11 protein-coding genes are annotated in these 16,659 nt (G+C 66.0%); 7 read left to right on the plus strand and 4 right to left on the minus strand.

The window, feature by feature from the left end:
• Entirely contained in the window at nucleotides 1-3,480 is a 3,480-nt protein-coding gene (locus ABD024_RS07520) for a DEAD/DEAH box helicase family protein (protein WP_343851215.1), read from the plus strand.
• 634 nt (nucleotides 3,481-4,114) lie between these two features.
• Nucleotides 4,115-4,474, plus strand: coding sequence for a hypothetical protein (locus ABD024_RS07525; RefSeq protein WP_343851217.1), 360 nt, complete (start codon nucleotides 4,115-4,117; stop codon nucleotides 4,472-4,474).
• A 118-nt stretch (nucleotides 4,475-4,592) separates the two neighbouring features.
• On the opposite strand, the gene ABD024_RS07530 is transcribed toward ABD024_RS07525, so the two are convergent.
• Both ABD024_RS07530 and ABD024_RS07535 read right to left on the minus strand, forming a co-directional pair.
• Nucleotides 4,593-5,642 carry a hypothetical protein gene (locus tag ABD024_RS07530; protein WP_343851219.1) on the minus strand — a complete coding sequence of 350 codons (1,050 nt, stop codon included), beginning with the start codon at nucleotides 5,640-5,642 and terminating at the stop codon, nucleotides 4,593-4,595.
• Between the two features lie 106 nt (nucleotides 5,643-5,748).
• Nucleotides 5,749-6,996 carry a S8 family serine peptidase gene (locus ABD024_RS07535; RefSeq protein ID WP_343851221.1) on the minus strand — a complete coding sequence of 416 codons (1,248 nt, stop codon included), beginning with the start codon at nucleotides 6,994-6,996 and terminating at the stop codon, nucleotides 5,749-5,751.
• A gap of 121 nt (nucleotides 6,997-7,117) precedes the next feature.
• Here ABD024_RS07535 and ABD024_RS07540 point away from each other — a divergent pair, with 121 nt between their 5' ends.
• From ABD024_RS07540 to ABD024_RS07550, 3 genes are all read left to right on the plus strand, one after another.
• Nucleotides 7,118-7,609 carry an RNA polymerase sigma factor gene (locus tag ABD024_RS07540; protein ID WP_343851223.1) on the plus strand — a complete coding sequence of 164 codons (492 nt, stop codon included), beginning with the start codon at nucleotides 7,118-7,120 and terminating at the stop codon, nucleotides 7,607-7,609.
• On the plus strand, nucleotides 7,606-8,364 hold the full coding sequence (locus ABD024_RS07545; RefSeq protein ID WP_343851225.1) for a zf-HC2 domain-containing protein: 759 nt from the start codon (nucleotides 7,606-7,608) through the stop codon (nucleotides 8,362-8,364). The genes ABD024_RS07540 and ABD024_RS07545 overlap by 4 nt, the downstream gene beginning before the upstream one ends.
• 137 nt (nucleotides 8,365-8,501) lie before the next feature.
• Nucleotides 8,502-8,768 (plus strand): hypothetical protein, encoded by a 267-nt coding sequence (locus ABD024_RS07550; protein ID WP_343851227.1) that lies wholly within the window; start codon nucleotides 8,502-8,504, stop codon nucleotides 8,766-8,768.
• A 59-nt stretch (nucleotides 8,769-8,827) separates the two neighbouring features.
• On the opposite strand, the gene ABD024_RS07555 is transcribed toward ABD024_RS07550, so the two are convergent.
• Complete coding sequence (locus tag ABD024_RS07555; protein WP_343851229.1) at nucleotides 8,828-10,024, minus strand: eCIS core domain-containing M35 family metalloendopeptidase; 1,197 nt, start codon at nucleotides 10,022-10,024, stop codon at nucleotides 8,828-8,830.
• Nucleotides 10,025-10,553: 529 nt separating this feature from the next.
• Here ABD024_RS07555 and ABD024_RS07560 point away from each other — a divergent pair.
• A complete protein-coding gene (locus tag ABD024_RS07560; RefSeq protein WP_343851231.1) occupies nucleotides 10,554-11,237 on the plus strand; it encodes a PEP-CTERM sorting domain-containing protein in 684 nt (227 codons plus the stop codon).
• A gap of 413 nt (nucleotides 11,238-11,650) precedes the next feature.
• Here the strand turns inward: ABD024_RS07560 and ABD024_RS07565 are convergent, their stop codons facing one another.
• Nucleotides 11,651-13,735, minus strand: a complete 2,085-nt coding sequence (locus ABD024_RS07565) for a catalase (protein ID WP_343851233.1) — start codon at nucleotides 13,733-13,735, stop codon at nucleotides 11,651-11,653.
• 253 nt (nucleotides 13,736-13,988) lie between these two features.
• Here ABD024_RS07565 and ABD024_RS07570 point away from each other — a divergent pair, with 253 nt between their 5' ends.
• Entirely contained in the window at nucleotides 13,989-16,643 is a 2,655-nt protein-coding gene (locus tag ABD024_RS07570; RefSeq protein ID WP_343851235.1) for a M1 family metallopeptidase, read from the plus strand.
• Nucleotides 16,644-16,659 lie beyond the last annotated feature (16 nt).

A 16,659-nucleotide genomic window follows, 5' to 3' on the forward strand; every position in this document is an offset into this window, starting at 1 on the left:
ATGACTAACTTCCAGTTTCTCCACCCTGAATTCAAACCGCTCTTCGAGCCGGCCAAGGGCGCGGAGCAACTGGTCTATTCCGATCCACGCGCCTGCTGCATGCGCACTCGCCACGCATTGGAGCAAGCGGTGCACTGGCTGTACGAGCATGACCGCGACCTTCGGATGCCGTACGACCGCAATCTCAATGCGTTGCTGACCGATCGCGATTTCGAGGCGCTGCCACCGCCGGCGGTGCTGCAGAAGATGCGGCTGATCCAGCGCTTCGGCAATCAGGCGGTGCATGCCGGCCCGCCGATTGGGCACTTGGATGCGTTGCGGTTGGTGCGCGAATTGTTCCATGTGATGTTCTGGCTGGCGCGCACGTATACGCGCGCCAGTGACCCCAAGAGCATCATGGCCGAGTTCGACGAGAAACGCGTGCCGAAGCTGGTGCGCGCCGATGAAGCCATCGCGCTGACCCGCGATGAGCTGAGGAAGCAGGAAGCGAAGTTCCAGCAGCAGATCGACGCGCAGCACGCCACGCTGGAAACGCGCGAAGCAGCAATTGCCGAGCAGGCTGTGACGTTGGCCGAGCGCGAGTCGATGCTGGCGAAGCTCAATGCCGAGCTGGCCGCCGTCCGCGCCGAACTGGCCCAGGCCAAGGCCGCCAATATCGCGGTGCCGGATACTCACGACTACGACGAAGCGGATACACGCCGTTTTTTCATCGACGTGCTTCTGCGCGAGGCTGGCTGGGAATTGGACAAGAATGCCTCGATCGAGGTGCCGGTCACCGGCATGCCGAACGAGCAGGGCGAGGGCTTTGTCGACTATGTGTTGTGGGGCACCGACAGCCAGCCGCTGGCGGTGGTGGAGGCCAAGCGCAGCCTGAAAGACCCGGACATCGGCCAGCAGCAGGCCAAGCTCTATGCCGACTGCCTGGAAGCGATGAAGGGCCAGCGCCCGCTGATCTTCTACAGCAACGGCAACAGGACCTGGCTATGGGATGACCGTCGCGCGCCGCCGCGCGAGGTGCAGGGCTTTTACACGCGCGAAGAGCTGGAACTGGCGATCCATCGGCGCAGCCTGCAGACCGATCCGCGCAAGTTGCCGATCAACAACGTCATCGTCGAGCGTGCCTATCAGCACCGGGCGATCCGCGCGATGAGCGAAGCGATGGGTCAGGGCCGCCGCGCCGGTCTGCTGACCATGGCCACCGGCAGCGGCAAGACGCGCATGTCGATCGCGCTGGTGGAACTGCTGATGCGCGCCAACTGGGTCAAGCGCGTGCTGTTTCTGGCCGATCGCGTGGCGCTGGTGAAACAGGCGACAGGCGAGTTCAAGAAGCATCTGCCGGACTCCAGTCCGGTCAATCTGGTGACGGACAGGAACGGGCAGGGCCGCGTCTACCTGTCCACCTATCCCACGATGATGGGGTTGATCGACCGGATGGAGGGTGACCGGCGCAAGTACGGCGTGGGCCACTTCGACCTTATCGTGATCGACGAAGCGCACCGCAGCGTGTACCAGAAGTACGGTGCGATCTTCCGCTACTTCGACAGCTATCTGGTTGGCCTGACTGCCACGCCACGCGATGAAGTGGATCGCGACACCTATCACCTGTTCGGTCTGGAAACCGGCGTGCCGACCGATGCCTACGGCCTGGACGAAGCCGTGGCCGACGGTTACCTGGTGCCGCCGAAGGCACACTCCGTGCCGATCAAATTCGTGCGCGAAGGCATCCGCTACGACGAACTGAGCGACGAGGAAAAGGAGCACTGGGAATCGCTGGACTGGGGCGACCGCGCGGGCGAGAACGAGGAAGCCGCTGTTCCGGCCGAGGTGCATGCCTCGGAGGTCAACAAGCAGCTGTTCAACGAAAGCACGGTCGACCTGATGCTGCAGCACGTGATGCAGAACGGCCTGAAGGTGGAGGGCGGCGACAAGCTGGGCAAGACGATCATCTTTGCGGTCAACCAGAAGCACGCCGAGTTCATCGCCAAGCGCTTCAACCATCACTATCCGCACTACAACGGCGAGTTTGCCCGCGTCATCACCCACGCGGTGAACTACGCGCAGAGTCTGATCGACGACTTTGGCAGCAAGCTCAACAAGCTGCCGCAGATCGCTATTTCGGTGGACATGCTGGACACCGGTATCGACGTGCCGCAGGTGTTGAACCTGGTGTTCTTCAAGGCGGTGCGCTCGAAGGTGAAGTTCCTGCAGATGATCGGCCGCGGTACGCGCCTGTGCCCGGACCTGTTCGCGCCGGGCGTGGACAAGACCGAGTTCTACATCTTCGACTTCTGCGCCAACTTCGAATACTTCAACGAGAACCCGCGCGGTGTACTGGGTGGCTTGGCTGAGCCCTTGGGCAAACGGCTGTTCAAGGCCCGATTGGATTTGCTGGCGTTGTTGCCGGATGGAAAGGCTGAGGATGCGCATCCCTTGTCTGAAGGTGCGGGCAGCTACGACAAGCTGGTTTTCCTGCGCAAGGATCTGACTGACGAGCTGCACAACGAAGTCGCGGCGATGAACCTGGACAACTTCATCGTGCGCACCGAACGTGAGCATGTCGTCCGCTTCGCCGAACGCAAGCAATGGGAAGCGCTGGATGACTCAGCCTTGGGCGATCTGCGTGCCCACGTCGCCGGCCTGCCCAACGAACGCCCATCTGAGCACATCACTGCCAAGCTGTTCGATCTGATCTGCCTCAACCTGCAGCTGGCGCTTGTCCGTTCGACGGCCATCGGCTATCGCGACAGGATCATCGAGCTGGCCAGCGAACTGGAAACCCGGGACGCAATTCCGGCCGTGCGCGCCGAGCTGGCGCTGATCCAGGACGTACAGACCGAGGAATACTGGAAGGACATCACGCTGCCGATGATCGAATCGGTGCGGCGCAAGCTGCGTGGCCTGATCCAGTTCGTGGAGCGGCATTCGATCAAACCGGTCTACAGCGTGCTGACCGATCAGATCGGCGAGGCGACCGAGGTCGTACTGAAGGACTTCAGTACCGGCATCAACCTCGCGCAGTACCGCAAGAAGGTCGAGGCGTATATCCGGTCCAACGAAAACCATGTGGCGATTGCCAAGCTCAAGCACAACAAGCCGCTGACGCCGACTGACTTGGGCGAGCTGGAACGGTTCGTCTACGAATCCGAACCCGTGGAAAGTCGTGACCGCTTCGAGCAGTGTTACGGCGCCGATCGACCGCTGACGATATTCATCCGTTCGTTGGTGGGACTGGACCGCAATGCGGCGAAAGAAGCCTTCGGGCAGTTTCTCGACGAAAAACGCTACAGCAGCCAGCAGATCCGTTTCGTCGAGATGATCATCGACAAACTGACCCGCAGCGGCGTGATGGATGCTGGTCAGCTTTACGATCCGCCGTTTACCAGCCTGCACCATGAGGGGCTGGATGGCGCGTTTCGTGACAGTGACGCAGACGCCATCGTTGGGGTGCTGGCCGAGATCAATCGGCGTGCGGCGGCCTGATCGCAGCGCCGCTTCGTCTAATCCCCTCTGCCGGACTAAAAGAGCGACGCTTGGCTCTCCCGAGCCCCACACGTCACTCCCAAAGAGCCAATCGCCACTCTTTTAGTGCCGCGCGTGGGACTAAAGGACCCACGCTTGGCACCCGGGAGAGCCACGCGTGGCTCTACTCATTCGGAACGTGGCTCTTTTTCACTGGCGCTTGGGACTCGACAGCGCCACGCGTGGCTCTCTGCCATCGGCGCCTGGGTCTTTCCCAGCCAAGCGTGGGTCTTTTGGCTCGGCGATCGGCTCTTTTTGTGTGGAACGCCCCTATCCAACGTCCCGATCAGGGACGGTCGCGTTGACTGCCGGCATTCACGCGCCCGCAAACACGGTTTCCGCCTACGCAGCAGCGCCTTTTCGACCTACACGCGAGGCGTGGGCGAGGGATGGCGCGCACGTTACGCTGCGCCGCCGGCCAAGCGGGTCGGCTTTCCTGACATCACATCTAAGGAGTGGACATGAGCCAGAATCTGGTCGATATCGACCTCAACACCGACGTGCTTGCCACCACGACAACGCCCTCACGGCGCTGGAGACGGGCCTGGCCTCGCTGATCGCGCTGACGCCGGACCAGCGGCACGAACTGACCAAGATGGGCGACAAGTCCGAGGCGTTCTGCCGGCAGGCCGGTCATGTCTTCGGCGACAACCCGGGTGTGTTGCCGCGCAATTTCGATCTGGCCGGTTACCAGCGCGACCTGGCCACGCTGGATGCGTTGCGCCCGCGCCTGGTGCGCATGGGCAAGCTGCATCAGCGAGGGGTCGATACCGAGATGGCGATCGGCAGCGACCTGATGACCAACGCGCTGGAGGGCTATGCGGTGTTCAAGGTCGCCGGCAAGGGGCAGGGACTGGACGACGCGCGCAAGGCGCTGGCCGCCCGTTTTGCCCGTGGATCGCGCACGCCCACACCGCCGAGCGATCCGGCGTCGGCCGGGTCGCTGACGGCCTGAGCCTGGATTCGCTGCATCTCTCGTGAGACCAAAGAGGCCCCGCACCATGCGGGGCCTCTTTTTTTGCCACGAAGGAACCCCGCAAACGGGGGCTCCTGGTTTTCACGGTGCTGCTGGCTTAGTGCTGCTGCGCATTCGCGCCGGCGCCGGCATCGCCGTCGGTCTGCGCCGAGGTGGAGATGCCATCGCGGGCCGAACCGTGGGCACTGGCCTGGCCGCCGGCCCGGCCGCTGGCGTTGGCCGAGCCGCGGGTGCCGGAGGTCGAGCCGGCGTTGGCGTTCGTGTTGCCGTTGGCTGCACCGGAGCCCGACACGTCGATCGTCTTGTCACCGGCGCCGCGGACGGCGTGGGACGTCGGCGACAGCAGGCCCGGTTGCGGGGTCGCGGCGTTACCCGACGGCTGGCGTGCGGCGTTCGCGCCGGTCGAGCTTGCTTGCGACGCGCTGCCGGCCGCGTCCGTGCCGAGCGAGCCGGCGGTCTGCGCCGACTGGGTGCCGGTAGCGGTGGTTTGGCGGGCGGCGCTCAGGCCGGCCGTGGCCGAGCCTTCGGCTGCGCCCTCGGCGTTCGCGGATGCGTTACTGGCCGTGTTCTGTACGCGGCCCAGCGCGCCCCGGGCGCCGCGTTTGGCCGTCGAGACGGCTGAACGCGATTGGCCGACGGCCTGGTCCGTGGCGCCGGCCACGGCATTGTGTGTGCCTGAGGTATCGACCGCGCTGGCTGCGGAGGCGCCCAGTTGTCCCGCGCCGTCCAGCGCAGCGCTGTTGCCGCTACCGTTGCCGGCGCTGGCGCCGGCCGCACCGGTGAGGCCGGCGGCGGTGTCAGCGGCGGCCTGGCCGTTCACCTGGCGAGTGGTGCGTGCAGCGGTGTCCGTCGCCGAAGCGGCGGTGGTGGCGGCGCGCTGACGCAGGCGCTCCGCGCGCCGCTCGGCTAAGCGCGGATTGATGTCGGGCGCATGCAGGTTGCCCATGCCGCGCGCGGAGCCGCCGATCTGGCCGCCCACCTGGCCCATCGTGGAATGGATCGGGCCGTTCATCCCGCCGGTGATGCCGCCGGTGAGCGAACCGCCACCCAGGATCTGGGCGTGCGCCGGGACCATCGCGGCCAGCGCCAGCGCGCCGGCGAACAGGGCGGTGTTGAGGGTTTTGTGGTTGAGGGTCGTGTTGCGCATGGTGGGACCTCCTGCCTGCGGCCGATCCGCGGCTTCCGGGGTCCTGTACGCCGCTGCCGGAACGATCCTTCCATCGCGGCGGGTTGCGGTCGGGTTTTGTTCAGATTCAGGGCGACAGCAGGCCGTAGCCGTAGCGCGGGTCATGGCCCGGGGCGCCGAGGGGGCGGGCTGCATCGATCAGTTGCTGCTGCACCTGTGCCGCGGCGCCCTCGCGAGGAGCGTCCAGCAGATGAGCCGCTTTTCGCGCCACGATCGGCGCCGCGAACGAGGTGCCGCGCAGCGCATTGCGGCCGCTGCCGACCACGCCGGACGCGCAGAAATCCACCTGGTCGCCACTGCCGGATTCGGGCAGCACGCGATCGCGCGCGTCGACGCCGCTGACGCCGATCACGCCCGGGTACGCCGCGGGAAACAGCGGCGGTGCCGCGGGTCCGTCGTTGCCGACCGCGCTGACCAGCACGTGGCCGCGCGCGATCATCGCCTGCACCGCGCGCGCGAGCACCGGGTTGTCGGGACCGACCAGACTGATGTTGATCACCGCCACGTGCTCGTGCGCCATCCACGCGAGCGCGTCCACCAGGTTCGAGGTGGCGCCGCCGACCGCATCTCCGCACCACAGGTCGGCGGCGTACAGCGTGTCCGGGTCGCCGTCGACGAGGCGCGCGGCAACGGCAGTCCCGTGCCGCGATACGGTCGCCGTCTGGCAGCCATGCCGTTCGATGCGTGCGTGTGCGAGCGCGGGATCGGCCGGGTCGACGCCGCCATCGACCAGGCCCACGCGTCGCGCCGGTGCACTGGACGGCGGAGTCGCCGCGCTGGTTGCGTTGGCCACGTCAGCATGGCCAGCGGGCAGGTAGAGATGCTGGTAGGTGAACGTCGCATCCGGTGCGGCCCGCTGCAAGGCGCGCATGGCTCTGGCCGTACTGCGACTGCGGGTGTCGTGCAGCACCACGAAGTCCAGCCCCAGCGTCGCGTCCGCTGGCGTCGCGCGATCCACGCTGAAGCCCAGCGCCCGCACCGCATCGAGTTGCGCATCCGACAGGCCCATGGCGAGAAATTCGCCGTGCAGGATCGGCGCACCGTGGGGATCGAGGTCGACGCGCCGCGGCTCGCTGCGTCGCAGCGCGTCGATCTGCAATTTTCGCGTGAGGGCCAGCGGTCCGCGCAACAGATCGTCCACGCTGCGCAAGGGTGAGGCGGGAACCATGCCGGGCAGGCCCACGCCGGGGACCTGCACGTTCGGCAGACCCTGCACCGGGCCGAGCACCTGCGCCCGTGCCGGCGTCGCGCTCACCGTGGCAAGTGCGATGGCCAGCAACGTGACGAACATGGTGGACGAACGGCGCAAGGGCATGGCCAACGGCCTCGGGAGCAACGGGGCCGGATGCTAGCATGGGCCCGCTTTACGCCCTCGAACCGCGCCGATGCGCACGAGGGAAGGAATCCTCCCCTTCAGACGTAATGGAAGGTGATGCGTGAATTCGAGCGACGCCGTGCGCGAAGGACTGATCCCGCTGTTGCCACGCCTGCGTCGCCTGGCGCGGGCGCTGGCCGGGCAGGTTGCCGACGCCGACGACCTGGTGCAGATCGTGCTGGAGCGCGCGCTGGCCCGCGCTGCGCAGTGGCGGCCGGATGCCGCGCTGGACAAGTGGGTGTTCGCGATCGCGCGCAATGCCTGGCGGGACGAACTGCGCGCACGCGGCCGCTCGCAACACTTGTTCGCGCCGGAGGAAGCCGGCGAGATGGCCGTCGACCGCGCCAGCGCACAGCCCGCGCAGCAGCTGGAACTGGCGATGGCGCTGGCGGCGTTGCCGCCGGACCATCGCGAAGTGGTGGCCCTGGTGCTGGTCGAGGGCCTGTCGTACGGCGAGGCCGCCGAGTTGCTGGAAGTGCCGGTGGGTACCGTCACCAGCCGCCTGGCCCGCGCCCGCGCCACCTTGCAGGCCCATCTTGGGAAAGACACATGAACCCGATCGACGACGATACCTTGCAGGCTTACGTGGACGGCGAACTTGACGCGCCCGACGCCGCGCGCATCGAGGCGGCGCTGGCGCATGACGACGTGCTCGCCCGTCGCGTGGAGCGGGCGCGCGCCGTGCGGGCGCGGCTACGCGCCGCGTTCGATCCGGTGCTCGACGAGCCGGTGCCGGCACGCCTGTCCGCCTTGTTGCAGCCGCCATCCGCACAGGCGGCGACACCGGCCACGCGGCCCGTCATGCCGGCCGGCGGGCACGGCGCGACTCGCCGTCGCACGGCTCACCGCCGCTGGTTTGTGCCAGGCGCCGCGCTGGCCGCATCGGTGGCGCTGCTCGCCGTGGCGTTGTGGTGGTGGCAGCCTGGCGGCGACCTGGTGCGCGTGCAGGGCGGCCAGTCGTTCGCTGCGGGTGCCTTGACCCACGCGCTCGACGAGGCACTGGCGAGCGAACCGGATGCGCATGCCCCGATTGCCATCGGCCTGAGTTTCCGCAGCAGCGACGGACGCATCTGCCGCACCTTCGTGCTGCACACCCCGCCGGCGCGAGCCGGCCTTGCCTGCCACGAGAGTGCGGGCTGGGCGCTACCGGTGCTCGCTGCAGCGACCGCGCCGGAAGGTAGCGGCGAATTGCGCCAGGCGGCGAGCGCCTTGCCGCCGGAGGTGCAAGCCGCGGTCGACGCGCGTTTGCGCGGCAATGTCTTCGATGCACGGCAGGAGCGCGCGGCGCGCGACGCCGGCTGGCGCTAGGCGTGCGGCGTGTCGTCACGTCCATCTGCCGTGACGGACAACGAGTCTTGAGCAGACGTTGACTCGCACTTCGCATCGGCGTCGCTACCGTCAGGACGAACGACCCGATACGTCGGGCTGCCAGGAGGAACCATCCCATGTCCGATGAAAACGCGAAGACGCCGGCCGACCATGTCGGCGACACGCTGGCGCAGCTCAAGGAGATGCGGCACTACTCGAAGAACAACGTGGAAGCGCTGACCACGGCGTGGCTGCTGTTCGACGGCGAATTGTCCAAGCTCAAGCAGGCGGAGAAGCTCGCCGATCTGATGGACCGCCAGGGGCAACTGCACGAGGCGCTGGAGAAGGCCATCGCCGATCTGGAAGAAGTGCTGGCGAAGATGCAGCCGGAGCCGGAGGAGTAATTTCCAGTGCAGCGGCGGTGCCGAAAGTATGCCTGCGACTCGCTATGCGGTGGGCGCCGTCAAAGCGTCGCTTTCGGCGCCTTGGGATCGCGCTTCTTCAGCGCATCCGGCGCCTTCGGACCAGCGGCCACGTCGACGGCGTAGTGCTCGTAGGAATAGGCGTTGTCTTCCGGGTGCAGGGTGGGGTAGCCCTTGTCCTTGACGTCGGTATCGCCGCAACCGCCGAGGTTGTGGATGACTTCATGCAGCAGGATGGCGCCGGCGTCCTTGCAGGTTTCCGAGCCGAATTGCGGGTAGATGGTGATCTTGCTGCCGGGGCATTCGGCCTCGGCGCAGGGGTCGAGGATCTTGCCGCCTTCCGATGCCTTCACGTCCCTCGGGGCGCAGGTATAGATTTTCGAAGCCGCTTCGCCCTGGGCGCGTTTGAAGCGCTCCTTGACGATGTCCAAGTCGCTCGATGGCAGGCGACTGAAGTGTTTGTCCATGGCGATGCCCTCCCAGCTCATCGGGAAGTCGCGGTTCAGCGCGACGAGCGCGCGTGCGGCGAGTTCGCCGGCGCGGGTGATCGCCGACTCGACCAGCTTCTTGCGATCGTCGTTGCAGCCCTTGAAGTTGGCCGGCGCGGCCTTGTCCTTGTCCGCCGGTTTGGCTTTGTCGTCCTTTCGCTGCAGGCGGGCGCCTTGCTCCTGCTGCACGACGTGGGTCAGTTCGTGCGCCAGCAGGCGCCGACCTTCGCGCGTGTGCGGCGCGTAACGGCCGGCGGCGAACACCACGTCGTGGCCGATGGTATAGGCCTGGGAATCGACGTCGCGCGCGGATTGCCCGGCTGTTGCACTCGTGTGCACGCGGACGCTGGAAAAATCATGGCCGAAGCGCTCCTCCATGGGTTGGCGCACGTCCGCGGGAAGTGGGGCGCCCGCACCGGCGAGGGTATGGCCGACACTGTCGGGGATTTCCGCACTGGCGGCGTGGCCGATGGCATGCCGCTGCATGGCCGGTACCGTGATACCGCGGGCAGACGCGGGGCCGGCCACCACGTGATCGGCGACGCAGTCGGCTTCCCGTTCGAGTGCATCGTGGGCGGAGCCGGTGACGAACTGGTGCTGCAGGCCGTGGTGTTCCCTGGCGCACGTGCTGCATTCGCCTTCACCGTGACTGTGCGCGCCGCAGCTGCATTTGCGCTGCAGCCACGCGGCCCGGGGCGGCGGCGTGAAGGTGGATCGATGGGCAACGGTGACGGGTGCGTGGTCGCTCATGGCGGTACCCCTCGGTTGACCGGCGCAGCATAGCGCCCGGCGAGATCGTGGGACGTGAAGACGGTGGCCCATCGGGATTGCATCTGACGACGGCGGCGTTTGGCGTGAATGAGCCGCCACCCCTGGCTGCCGTGCATCCCGCTCTCGTGACTCGCGCAAACGGACGCGGCGCGTTGCCTGCCGTGACCGATCAGCGGCATGGGCGACCGGTGAGTACAGCTATATGCAGATTGCCGCTCGCCTCGGGGGTCGTTTCACCACGGTCGGGTGATCCGTCGGCAGGGTCATCCGGATGTTCGAATGCGACGGGGGCTGGATATGGCTCCAGCTACGTGCATGTTGCGAAGCGTCGAAATCCTTTACAAAACCCCTTTCCGCAATCCCATGGATGAAACCCAAGTCCTTGTTACTGCGTGGTTATGCAGCATGGCATTAAATCTGCTTCATCGCCGGGGATCTCTGAAATCCCAGAGGTCCGGGTTTGAACCAGCAATCAACAACACTAGTGAAAACTCTGGAGCAAAACACCATGTCAATCAAAAGTCTCCTCCTGCTAGCGGCTACGCTTTCTGCAGCCTGCATGTCGGCACAAGCAACGCCCGTCGTCTACTCAGCGTCGGACAACAACGTCAGTTCACTGGCGCAGATGGTTAATTCCAGCGCGATGGCCGCAGCTTTTGACGCGGTTGCTGGAGCCATTTCCATCGTTGATTTTGAATCAGCATTGCCCGCCAACGTGACCATTACCGGCGGCACCACAACCAACAACTCGGGCTGCGGCGCGTTATGCGGGTTCAATACCACCGCCGGCGGTGCTTTCTTCCGCTCTGTTTTCGGCGGCTCGGTGACATTCAGCTTCACGAGCCCAGTGGATTCGTTTGGCTTCTACGTAAACGGCTTGCAAACGAATCTCGTGCCGCAGCAAACCATCGTGTACACGGATGGATCGTCCGTTACCAGGACGCTCAATATGCCGTCGGCCATCAACGGGGGCGGTGCGTTCCTCGGCTTCATCGATTTTGGGAACCAGATTTCCAGCGTCACGTTCAACGCCACCAACGACATTCTGGGTTTTGACGATTTGCGATTCGGCCGCGCGGAGAATAACCCCAATTCGGTTCCCGAGCCGGGGACCTTCGGCCTATTGGGATTCGGTCTCCTGGGCGTTTGGATGGCTGCGAAAAAGCGTACCGCTCATCGAGTCGCGGTATAGACCAACAGGGCATTGGGATGCGCTGAGAAACGAAGCGCATCACTCGCGTTATTCGATGCCTGGACCAATCTGGAGTTCCCCCGGCTCGGCCGGGGAGGCAGCAGAAGTTTGATGTACTGAAGTCCATCGGGAAACTCCACTCGTGAGCCGCCAAGCCCACGAGTGGAGAATCGCCGATGGACGATTATCAAAGCTCAAACCACGCGCAGTGGGAGACGTCGCGGGTACTGCCCCGTTTTCGTGGCCGTTGGATTGGCCGACTGCTGTCGCGTACCCGAGTACCCAACAACGCGCCTCAAGGCGCGAAAAGGGTGAAACCCAAGCGCAGAAAATCGTGATCTACCCATCTGATCAGGTACAAAACTGATCAGATGTACGGGCCGATTGATTGCAACGGCTTATTCAGCGTTGCCTCAAGCCAGCGTGCGCAACTTCGCCTCGCGCGCCCACTGCCGTGTCTTCGCCGCCTGGATGAAGCCGGCGCTGTCGCTGGCGTCGACCACGCCGGCGTCCTTCTTGATGCCGCCGACTTTCAGCACGGCTTGCGCACCGGCGTCGGCGGCGATGGCCTTGAGGTGGCCGAAGGCGTCGCGCACGAAGTCGACTGCGGCGGCTTCCTTCGCCAGCAGCTTGCCGGCCTCGTCGGAGAGCACCAGCGCCACGGCGTCGAACACCACGGACGGTGTGCCGGCCAGCTGGCCGTCGGCGGGCTGGTGCTTGCCGTCGCTGAGCTTGGCGCCGCCGACCTTGAGGCAGACGAGCTTGACGCTGGCACCGGCGGATTCGGCGGCCTTGCGCAGCGCCTTGACCGCGGCGGCGTCCGAGTCGTCGTGAAACAGGATGCCGACGGCGCGGCCTTTCAGCGTGTCCTTCATCTTGCCGATGATCTGCAGCGGCGGCGACGGTGGCTGGTCCTTCGCGGGCACCGCCTTGGGCTGCGCGGGCGGGAAGTCGGGCAGGGCCAGGCCGTCGGCGACGCGGCGGGCGAGATCGTCGTCGACGTTGCGCAGATGGCCGACCATCGCCTCGCGCACGTGCAGCGTCTGCACCTTGGACAGCTCGAACACGAGCGCCGAGGCGATGTGCGCCTGCTCGAAGGTGGTCTGGCTGCGGTAGAACTGGCGCGCCTGGCTGTAGTGGTCGGCAAAACTCTCGGCGCGGATGCGGCCCTTGCTGCCATCGTCGGCCGGTTCGGCGAAGCTGCGGAAACCGCTGGCGCTGGCGCGTGCGGAGCCGGAATCCAGCGAGCTGGGCTCGTAGCTGACGCGGCCCTTCGGCTGTTCCATCTGCATGTGGCCGTCCCGCTGCTGGTTGGCGAACGGACACTTCGGCGCGTTGATCGGCAACTGGTGGAAGTTCGGCGAGCCCAGCCGCGACAGCTGCGTATCGAGGTAGGAGAACAGCCGGCCCTGCAACAGCGGATCGTTGGAGAAGTCGATGCCGGGCACGATGTTGGCGGGGCAGTAGGCGACCTGCTCGGTCTCGGCGAAGAAGTTGTCGGGCCAGCGGTTCAGCACCATGCGGCCGATCACGGTCAGCGGCACCAGCTCCTCGGGAATGATCTTGGTGGCGTCGAGGTGGTCGAACGGGAAGCTGTCGGCCTGGGCCTGGGTGAACAGCTGCACGGCCAGCTCCCACTCCGGGAAGTTGCCGGCCTGGATCGCCTCGAACAGGTCGCGGCGGTGGAAATCCGGATCGGCGCCGGCCACTTTCACCGCCTCGTCCCACACGTGCGACTGCAGGCCGAGCTTCGGCCGCCAGTGGAATTTCACGAAGGTGCTGTCGCCGTTCTCGTTGATCAGGCGGAAGCTGTGGATGCTGAAGGCCTCGATCATGCGCAGCGAGCGCGGGATCGTGCGGTCGCTCATTGCCCACATGATCATGTGCATCGCTTCGGGCGTCAGCGAGATGAAATCCCAGAACGTGTCGTGCGCGCTGGCCGCCTGCGGGAAGCCGCGGTCCGGTTCCATCTTCACCGCATGCACCAGGTCGGGAAATTTCATCGCGTCCTGGATGAAGAACACCGGGATGTTGTTGCCGACCAGGTCCCAGTTGCCTTCCTTGGTGTAGAACTTCACCGCGAAGCCGCGCACGTCGCGTGGCGTGTCGATCGAGCCGGCGCCACCAGCGACGGTGGAGATGCGCGTGAACAGCGGGGTCTTCTCGCCGACTTCGGTGAGGATCTTCGCGGTGGTGTATTTCTGCAGCGATCTGGTCAGTTCGAAGTAGCCGTGCGCGGCCGAGCCGCGCGCGTGCACGATGCGCTCGGGGATGCGCTCGTGGTCGAAGTGCATGACCTTCTCGCGCAGCACGAAGTCTTCCAGCAGGGTCGGCCCGTGCGGGGTGCTGCGCAGCGAGTTCTGGTTGTCCGATACGGGCATGCCCTGGTTGGTGGTCAGCGGCGGGTGGCTTCCGCCCGCCATCTCCTGCAGTTCGTCGCCGTGGCCGCGGGCGGCGGAGGGAATGGCAGGCTGGGCGGGCTGTTTCTTCGTGGCCATGGTGGTGCTCCGGGACGGGTGCGGCGCGCAGCGTCGCGAGGGGAGGGGTCATCCTGCGGTGGACGCCGTCAATGTCCCGTCGTTCAGATGTAAGCGGCTGCGCGGAAGGCATCCCGGGTGCCATGACTTCCGGCCTGTGCACGATGGCCTGGGTGCGCGTCAGTATCGTGCGGCCCGGGCCGGTGCCGAAGAGGCCGGTCGATGAGCCCATGGCTCGCCGTTCCCCGACCCCACTTGCATGGAAGGAAATGTCATGCGTACTACGTTGCTGGTTTCCGCGGTTGCCCTGGCGCTCGCCGGCGTGTCGATGACGGCCATGGCGACGACGCCTGTCGTCGCGCCTGCGGCGGATCTCGCCACCACCCAGTTGCCGCGCACCGTGGTGCCCAGCCACTACGACGTGGCGGTGGTGCCGCACGCGGACAAGCTGAGTTTCGACGGCAAGGTCACGGTGACCGTCGACGTACTGCAGCCGACCCGCAGCATCACGCTGAATGCGCTGGACATGGCGTTCTCCTCGGTGCACCTGACGCCGACGCGGCTGCGCATGGCGGTGGCCGACCCCAAGGTGACGGTGGATGCGCAGGCGCAAACCGCCACCTTCAGCTTCGACCGCGCGCTGCCCCCGGGCAACTACAAGCTGACGATGGCCTACACCGGCAAGATCGGCACCCAGGCCAACGGCCTGTTCGCCATCGACTACGACACCAGTGCGGGCAAGAAGCGCGCGCTGTACACCCAGTTCGAGAATTCCGACGCGCGCCGTTTCATTCCGTCGTGGGACGAACCGGCGTACAAGGCCACGTTCGATCTGGAAGTGACCGTGCCCAGCGGCGAGATGGCGGTGAGCAACATGCCGGCGACGTCGACCACCGATCTGGGCAACGGCCTGAGCCGCGTGCGCTTCCAGTCGTCGCCGAAGATGTCGACCTACCTGCTGTTCTTCGGGCTGGGCGATTTCGATCGCGCCACCACCGTGACGGACGGCACCGAGATCGGCGTGATCACGCAGAAGGGGTTGGCGTCGCAGGCGGGGTTTGCGCTGGAATCCTCCAGCGCCGTGTTGCGCGAGTACAACGATTATTTCGGCGTGCCGTATCCGCTGCCCAAGCTGGACAACATCGCTTCGCCGGGCCGCAGCCAGTTTTTCTCGGCGATGGAGAACTGGGGGGCGATCTACACCTTCGAGTACGCCTTGCTGATGGATCCCACGATCTCGACGCCGTCCGACAAGCAGGCGATCTTCAGCACCGCCGCGCACGAGATGGCGCACCAGTGGTTCGGCGACCTGGTGACGATGCGCTGGTGGGACGACCTGTGGCTGAACGAGGGGTTCGCCTCGTGGATGGCGTCGCGCACCACCGAGAAACTGCACCCGGAATGGAACACCGTGCTGGAGGCGGTAGGCACGCGCGAAGGCGCGATGTCGCGCGACGCGGTGGCCACCACGCATCCGGTGGTGCAGCACGTGGAGACGGTGGAGCAGGCCAGCCAGGCGTTCGACGCCATCACCTATTCCAAGGGTGAGGCCGTGATCCACATGCTGGAAGGCTACGTCGGCGCCGACGCCTGGCGTGCCGGTGTGCGCAATTACATCAAGGCGCATGCCTACGGCAACACCACCTCCGACGACCTGTGGCGTGAAGTGCAGGCGGTGGCGGGCAAGCCGATCATCGCGATTGCCCATGATTTCACGCTGCAGCCGGGCATTCCGCTGATCCGCGTGGAAGCGGCCGCGTGCAGCGACGGCAAGACCACGCTGAAACTGAGCCAGGGCGAGTTCACCAAGGATCGCCCGGGCAAGACGCCGCTGAAGTGGCAGGTGCCGGTGATCGCGCAGGCCATCGGCGGCAGCCCGGCACGCGTGCTGGTGGATGGCCGGGCCACGCTGAGCGTGCCTGGTTGCGCGCCGGTGCTGGTCAATGCGGGACAGAGCGGCTACTACCGCACGTTGTATGCGCCGGCCCAGTTCGCCGCGATCAAGGGTGACTTCGCGAAGCTGGCGCCGATCGACCAGCTCGGCCTGATGGGCGACACCTGGGCACTGGGCATGGCCGGGCTGCAACCCGCTTCGGATTACCTGGATCTGGCCAGCGCCACGTCGCCCGATGCCGATCCGCAGATCTGGGGCGATATCGCGGACAAGCTGGCCGGGCTGGACAACTACTACCGCGGCGATACGGCCCGCCAGGCCCGCTTCCGCAAATTCGCGATCAGCCGGCTCGCGCCGGTGTTCGCGCGTGTCGGCTGGGAGGCACGGCCGGGCGAGAGCGATCCCGTCACGATCCTGCGCACCCAGTTGATCCGTGTGCTGGCCGAGCTTGGCGACACCACGGTGATCGGCGAGGCGCAGCGCCGTTATGCGTCGAAGGACACTGACCCGAAGGCGCTGCCGGCGGGATTGCGCAAGGTGGTCCTGGGCGTGGTGGCCAGCCATGCCGATGCCGCCACCTGGGACAAGTTGCACGCCCAGGCCAAGGCCGAGACCACGCCGCTGATCAAGGATCGCCTGTATGGCTTGCTGGCCGCATCCGACGATGCCGCCCTGGCCCGGCGGGCGCTGGATCTGGCGCTCACCGATGAGCCCGGCGCCACCAACAGTGCGGGCATGATTGGCAGTGCCGCGTATCGCCATCCCGACCTGGCCTTCGACTTCGCCATGGCCCACCGCGCGCAGGTGGACAAGCTGGTCGATACCACCTCCGCCAGCCGTTATTACCCGGCGCTGGGCGGCAGTTCGAACGATCCGGCCATGATCGGCAAGATCAACGCGTACGCCAATGCGCATGTCGCCGCCGGTTCGCGTCGTGCCGCCGAGACGGTGGTCGCGAACATCAAATACCGCCAGATGATCCGCAGCAAACAGCTTCCCGCGATCGACGCCTGGCTGGCGAAGAACGGCGGTTGAGTCGACCGGACGTGCG

The sequence above is a fragment of the Rhodanobacter soli genome (assembly GCF_039523495.1).
GTDB lineage: Bacteria > Pseudomonadota > Gammaproteobacteria > Xanthomonadales > Rhodanobacteraceae > Rhodanobacter > Rhodanobacter soli.